Origin of the sequence: Flavobacterium sp. AJR (assembly GCF_002156885.1) — a bacterium.
Taxonomy (GTDB): domain Bacteria; phylum Bacteroidota; class Bacteroidia; order Flavobacteriales; family Flavobacteriaceae; genus Flavobacterium.
On record NZ_NCWQ01000141.1, the window covers coordinates 1 to 6,571 of the forward strand.

7 protein-coding genes are annotated in these 6,571 nt (G+C 32.8%); 6 read left to right on the plus strand and 1 reads right to left on the minus strand.

Features of this window, described 5'->3' with window-relative positions; all coding sequences use genetic code 11:
* Positions 1–91 precede the first annotated feature (91 nt).
* The 4 genes from B8T70_RS22525 to B8T70_RS22540 are packed head-to-tail and all read left to right on the plus strand — an operon-like array spanning position 92 to position 2,074.
* Positions 92–430: a TM2 domain-containing protein gene (locus B8T70_RS22525; RefSeq protein WP_039116556.1), complete on the plus strand. Its 339-nt coding sequence runs from the start codon at positions 92–94 to the stop codon at positions 428–430.
* A gap of 3 nt (positions 431–433) precedes the next feature.
* Complete coding sequence (locus B8T70_RS22530; protein WP_039116555.1) at positions 434–847, plus strand: DUF2752 domain-containing protein; 414 nt, start codon at positions 434–436, stop codon at positions 845–847.
* Positions 844–1,290, plus strand: a complete 447-nt coding sequence (locus tag B8T70_RS22535; protein WP_039116553.1) for a DUF4870 domain-containing protein — start codon at positions 844–846, stop codon at positions 1,288–1,290. Before B8T70_RS22530 ends, B8T70_RS22535 begins: the two co-directional genes overlap by 4 nt.
* The gene (locus tag B8T70_RS22540) at positions 1,274–2,074 is read left to right on the plus strand and encodes a M48 family metallopeptidase (protein WP_086896308.1); all 801 of its coding nucleotides are present in this window, start codon (positions 1,274–1,276) and stop codon (positions 2,072–2,074) included. Before B8T70_RS22535 ends, B8T70_RS22540 begins: the two co-directional genes overlap by 17 nt.
* Before the next feature lie 103 nt (positions 2,075–2,177).
* On the opposite strand, the gene B8T70_RS22545 is transcribed toward B8T70_RS22540, so the two are convergent.
* On the minus strand, positions 2,178–3,980 hold the full coding sequence (locus B8T70_RS22545) for a lysophospholipid acyltransferase family protein (RefSeq protein WP_039116549.1): 1,803 nt from the start codon (positions 3,978–3,980) through the stop codon (positions 2,178–2,180).
* 116 nt (positions 3,981–4,096) lie between these two features.
* On the opposite strand from B8T70_RS22545, the gene B8T70_RS22550 reads away from it, so the two are divergent.
* Positions 4,097–4,861, plus strand: coding sequence for an exodeoxyribonuclease III (locus B8T70_RS22550; protein ID WP_086896309.1), 765 nt, complete (start codon positions 4,097–4,099; stop codon positions 4,859–4,861).
* A 326-nt stretch (positions 4,862–5,187) separates the two neighbouring features.
* On the plus strand, positions 5,188–6,129 hold the full coding sequence (locus tag B8T70_RS22555; RefSeq protein ID WP_039116547.1) for an OmpA family protein: 942 nt from the start codon (positions 5,188–5,190) through the stop codon (positions 6,127–6,129).
* The last annotated feature ends 442 nt before the right edge of the window (positions 6,130–6,571 follow it).

A 6,571-nucleotide genomic window follows, 5' to 3' on the forward strand; every position in this document is an offset into this window, starting at 1 on the left:
GTTATTTCTTATAATTTTTTATATTTGCAAAAAATGGAGTATCCGAAAATCCATAAATAGAGTAGGGACCAATCAAAACCAAAATTTAATAATGGATACACAAAAAGTTGATATGTTTATGATGATGAATGCAAAATATTTTGAAGGGCATCATTTAAACGCAATCAGAGAAAAACTTTTAAGTTTAGACGAAAGCCAATGGCAAAGATTACAATTAACTCAATTTAAAGATCCAACAACAGCTTTGTTGATTTCTATTTTTGCTGGTGCATACGGAATTGACCGTTTTTATATTGGCGATACAGGAATGGGAGTAGGTAAATTACTTACTTGTGGAGGTTTTATGATTTGGGCTATTGTAGATTGGTTTTTAATCCAAGGAGCTACCAAAGAAAAAAATGCAATGGCATTTAACAATACATTTTTGTAAAACATGACAAAAAACAAGCTTTATGCGTTAACTTTAATTGCTTGTTTTTTAGGGTATAGTTGGTTGTTCTTTTTTGATTTTGTATCACATTTAAATTCAGATCATGATCTTACGGTCTGTCTTTTTAAAAGAATAACCACTATTCCTTGTCCTTCTTGTGGAACTACACGAGCAGTCGACAGTTTTTTTAAAGGAAATATACTCACTTCTTTATACCTAAATCCATTCGGAATTATTGTAGCAGGAATAATGCTTATTGCTCCAGGCTGGATTGCGTTTGATTACTTCACAAAAAGACAATCTTTTTACGATTTCTACATTAAAACAGAAACAATAATTAGGACAAAAAAAGTTGCAATACTGTTGATTATTTTAGTAATTATCAATTGGATTTGGAATATAAATAAACAAATATGACCGCATTAAATAAGTTTAATTACAAACCTTATGATAGTGAGTTAGAAAGAGCATCAAATAGTTATTTGATGTCACTTGTTGCTGTGCTAGGAGGTTTGCCGTTGCCAATTATGAATTTATTGGCATCCGTTTTTTTTTATTTAGGAAATAGAAAAAGTACAGCCTTTGTTAAATGGCATTGTACACAAGCATTATTGGCACAACTAGGTATGTTTTTCTTTAATACCGTAGGTTTTTGGTGGACTATCTCGATTGTTTTCAAAGAAGGTCAGTTTACCAATACATATATAGCGTATATGTTAACGATAATAGGTTTTAATCTAGTGGAGTTCATATTTACCTTATATCTGGCAAGTCAGACAAGAAAAGGAAATCATATCGAAATATACTTTTTTGCCGATATTACTAATTTAATTTGCAAGACCAATGAAAACACTATTTAGAGGACTAACCATCGTAGGAGCTTTTTTTGGGATCTGGTTTTTATTGTCACAAATAGATTATATCACTTTCTTTAAAATTAATGAAGCCAAAAGTGCTACCGAAAAAGGAGTTGGTGACATGATTTGGGATCAAATTAAAAAGACAGAAGACATAATCGTAAATGATTCTATTACCAAAAAATTGGATGAATTACTAGATCCATTATGTAAAGAAAATGGAATAGTACGCGATAGCCTTAAAGTTCATATTATTCAAAAAGACGAGGTAAATGCATTTGCTTTGCCAGATGGACATTTGGTAATATACTCAGGTTTAATAGAAGCTTCAAAAAATGAGCAAGCATTGATAGGTGTGTTAGGTCATGAAATTGCTCATATAGAGAACGACCATGTCATGAAAAAGCTATCCAAAGAAATTGGTTTCTCTGTTCTTATGTCTATTACAACAGGAAATAATAGCGGGAGTGTAATTAGAGAAATAATGCACACATTGTCCTCTACAGCTTATGATCGTTCACTCGAAAAAGATGCGGATATTACAAGTGTAGAATATATGCTTAAAGCAAAAATAGATCCAGCACCATTTGCAGATTTTCTTTATGATATGTCATTCGATAAAAGTTTTGGAGGAGCTTTATCCTGGATAAGTACACATCCAGAATCTGAGGCCAGAGCCAAATATATTTTGGAATATATAAAAGGTAAAAAACTAGAGAAGAAAATGATATTGTCTCAAAAAGAATGGGATGGTTTCAAAAAAGCGGTAAACGATTATGAAAATTAATAGCTGCTATTAGTTTTATTTAATCAAACAAAAGTAGTTTACATAAAAACAAAAATCCCGTTTCATCGAAACGGGATTTTTTATTTTTATATGATTAGAGAAATTAATCGTCTTTCTCTGCAAGTTTTCTTTCTAATTCTATCTGAAATTCTTCAATAACTGGTTTCATTGTGCTTTCCGGAATGTCGGCAATACGAATGTACATTAAACCATCAATAGCATTATTAAATAAAGGGTCAACGTTAAAAGCTACTACACGCGCATTTTGTTTGATGTATTTTTTAATCAAAACAGGTAAACGTAAGTTTCCCGGTTCTAACTCGTCGATGATTTTATCAAACTTGTTTAAGTCAGATTCAGCTTCATCAAAAATAAAGTCCTTATCAGCATCTTTCAGTTTTACCTTGTATGCTTTTTTCGGGTGAATGTATTGCGCAATATAAGGATCGTAATAATTAGATTTCATAAACTCAATCATCAATGATTTAGAGAAATCAGAGAATTGATTACTAATACTTACACCACCAAGCAAATATTTATGCTCAGGATAACGCAACGTTGTATGAATGATTCCTTTCCATAATAAGAAAAGAGGCATTGGTTTTTGTTGGTATTCCTTAATAATAAATGCACGACCCATCTCGATAGATTTATGCATCATATCATGAAGTTCAGGCTCGAATCTAAAAAGGTCATTTAGATAAAAACCGTCCATTCCGTATTTAGGATAAATCTCAGAACCTAATCCCATACGGTAAGCACCAGATATTTTTTTGGCATCATCATCCCATAAAAACATATGGTGATAATATTGATCATATTGATCAATATCGATAGGCTCATTTGTTCCTTCACCAACCTCACGGAAGGTAATTTCGCGTAAGCGGCCGATTTCATGTAATATATTCGGAATATTTTTCGCTTCAGCAAAAAACACTTCGTAGTTTTTACTTTGTAATAATCTGCAATCTGTGTTTCTTAAAATTTCAACCTCTGCATTTATCTTGTTTCCATTTGCAGGAGTAACAATTTCCTTAGGACTTTTAGTAATCTTTAAGTTTGCAGTATCTAGCAATTTATGTTCCTTCTCAAAAGGATTTGCCAGCATATAAGTTTTCTTTCTTAAAAACTCCGAGTATTCTTCAAAAGATTCAAGTTCGTTTTGTTCGTTAACCGAAATAGGTTTTCCGATACGTACCTTAATAACACGATCCTTTTGAGTAAGTAATTCCGATGGTAATTTTGCTGTACGCAAAGTATCATCTATTTTAGAAAGCCAATAGAACAATTTACTGTTTTTGGCATGAAAATAAATAGGAACAACAGGCACTTTGGCTTTTCTGATTAATTTAATCGCGCCTTCTTCCCAAGGTTTGTCCACCACTAATTTTCCGTCTTTATAAGTCGAAACCTCACCAGCAGGAAAAATCCCTAAAGGCTTTCCGTCACTTAAATGACGAAACGTTTCTTTTATTCCAACCACGCTTGATTTTGCATCCTTATGATTCTCAAAAGGATTTACAGGCATGATATATTTTTTTAACGGAACAATACGGTGTAACAGGAAGTTAGCAATAATCTTAAAATTAGGCTCTCTTTCAAGCATTAATTTTAATAATAAAATGCCATCAATACCACCAAGCGGATGGTTTGAAATAGTAATATAAGCACCGTCTTTAGGTAATCGTTTTAAATCTTCTTCCGGGATTTCGAATTTTATTTGTAAATCATCCAAAACTCCATTCAAAAAAGGGAGATCTTCTAAATGTTTATTCCTATCGTAAATCTTGTTCAAGGTCGATATTTTTAGTACCTTCATAAGGACCCAGCCAGAAAAAGTACCTAACACCCCGTACTTGTCAACATTTATTGCCTTGGCAACTTCTTTCGCGGTAACTAAACCCATGTACAATTTGTTTTTTAGAGCAGGAAACAAAGATAACAAAAAACTCTACTTTTCCTTAATTCTTATTCAAACTTTCCGCTTTTTTATTACATTTGAAATACATAAAAAAAATTGTAATGAAAATTATTTCTTATAACGTAAACGGAATTCGTGCTGCAATTTCAAAAGGATTTATCGATTGGTTACAACATGCAAATCCGGATGTTATTTGTCTTCAGGAGATTAAAGCGACAGAAGATCAAATTCCAGTAGAAGATATTACCAAAGCAGGTTACCCATATCAGTATTATTATCCAGCTACAAAAAAAGGATATAGTGGTGTTGCTATCCTTTCAAAAACAAAACCAAATAACGTTGTGTACGGAACCGGAATTCAGCACATGGATTTTGAAGGAAGAAACCTTCGAACAGATTTCGACACTTGCTCCGTAATGAGTTTATATCTTCCGTCAGGAACCAATATTCAGCGATTGGATCATAAATTCATGTTTATGGATGATTTTCAGACCTATATTAATGAGCTTAAAAAAACAACCCCAAATCTTATTATTTGCGGTGATTACAACATTTGTCACGAAGCGATAGATATACATGATCCTGTTCGTAACAAAACAGTTTCAGGGTTTTTACCTGCCGAACGCGCTTGGTTAGATGGATTCATGAAAACAGGATTTATAGATAGCTTCCGCCATTTTAACAAAGAACCACACAATTATTCATGGTGGAGTTACCGCGCAGGAGCAAGAGGAAATAACAAAGGATGGAGAATCGATTATAATTTAGTTAGCGATAGCTTACAACACAAACTAAAACGTGCCGTTATATTACCAGACGCAGTACATTCTGACCATTGCCCGGTTTTAGTCGAAATCGAAGATTAATGGTATCATTATTGTTAGATACACACAAGATTTAAGCAAACTCCAGCAAAGTTTTTATTTAGGAGCTATTTACTTCGTCAGTTCGCTTCGCTCGTGTCCTGCTTTCCGCTATAAATAAAATTCACTGAACACATATGTGAAATATGAACTTAGTGAAGTAATCTTTATGTTTTTAAAGGAAAAACATAAAGGATTTCTGCTATAAATGAGAATTCACTGAACTCATATAAAAATAAAAGTATAGTGAAGTAATCAGGGCTAGATCGTGCTAATACCAATAATTAAAAAAGAATAAGAAAATCTCAAATAATAAACACCACAAAAAAATGATTAAAAAAGCTTCAATCGGATTATTGATACTTGCGCTTACAACATCGTGTGTATCCAAAAAAATATACAACGATCTGGAAACGAAATTTGCCGATTTAAAAAAAGAAAATCGTTCAATCTCCGATGAAAATGCCGAATTGCTAAAAGCAAAAAATCAATTAGAGTTAGACCGTGACGGATTAAATAAAAATCTTGCTACAACTAAAGCTGAACTAGAAAAGCAAAAAGCTGATTATGCAGCTGCACAAAACAAATTAAAAGTTTTGCAAGACTCTTATGATGCGTTAGAAAAAAACAGTAATGAAGCTTTAAAAAGCAACATGAATAAAAACCGTGAGTTACTAGAACAACTAGAAGCCAAAGGAAAAGCATTAGCAGCAGAACAAGCACGTTTAGACAAAACAGCAAAACGTTTAGACGAACTAGAATCTATGATAGCGGCTAAAGAAGCTGCTATGAAAAAGCTAAAAGAAACCCTATCAAAAGCACTAAACGGATTTGAAGGAAAAGGATTGACAGTAGAACAAAAGAACGGAAAAGTATATGTTTCTATGGAAAACAAATTACTTTTTAATTCAGGAAGCTGGTCAGTAGGAACAGAAGGTAAAAAAGCAGTTGTAGAACTAGGGAAAGTATTAGGAGACAATCCAGATCTTTCAGTATTGATCGAAGGACATACAGATGATGATCCATATGTAGGTTCAGGAGTAATTACAAACAACTGGGATTTATCGACCAAAAGAGCAACAGCAATTGTAGCAATCTTGAGCGAAAACAGCAAAATCAACAAACAAAAGTTAACTGCTGCAGGTCGTGGAGAGTTCTCTCCATTGGCAAGCAACGCAACTCCAGAAGGAAAAGCTAAAAACCGTAGAATCGAAATCATCCTAACACCAAGATTAGATGAAATCGCGGAAATGTTAAATAGCATTAATTAAGTTACTAAGGAACTGAGGTTCTAAGGTACAAAGAAACAAAGGTTCAGGGTTTATACTCTGGACCTTTTTTTGTTTTCTGGTTATACTACAAAGTCTTTTTTGATCTTGGGAGTATTAAGTTAGAATTAAGATTAAAAGTAATACACATCAAAAAAGATATTTATAGAGTATTTACTCAATATTGTCATCCTATGTTTGTAATAAAAAAGGATTTCTGTTTTTAGTACATTTATGTTTAGATTTTCAACAGAAGAAAGGGAAAGATAAAAACTAAAAATTGTCATTTGTCATAATAGACTGTTCGAAATGGTAGTTCCTTTCCCTCTCTGCTTTTGAGCTTGGACAGTTCATTAGGCCTGGAGCCTGTATTTAGGATTGATAAGTCAATAGCAGATTTCTTCCGTTTACTTTTTACTTAAAAACAAAGTTATGACAAAAAACA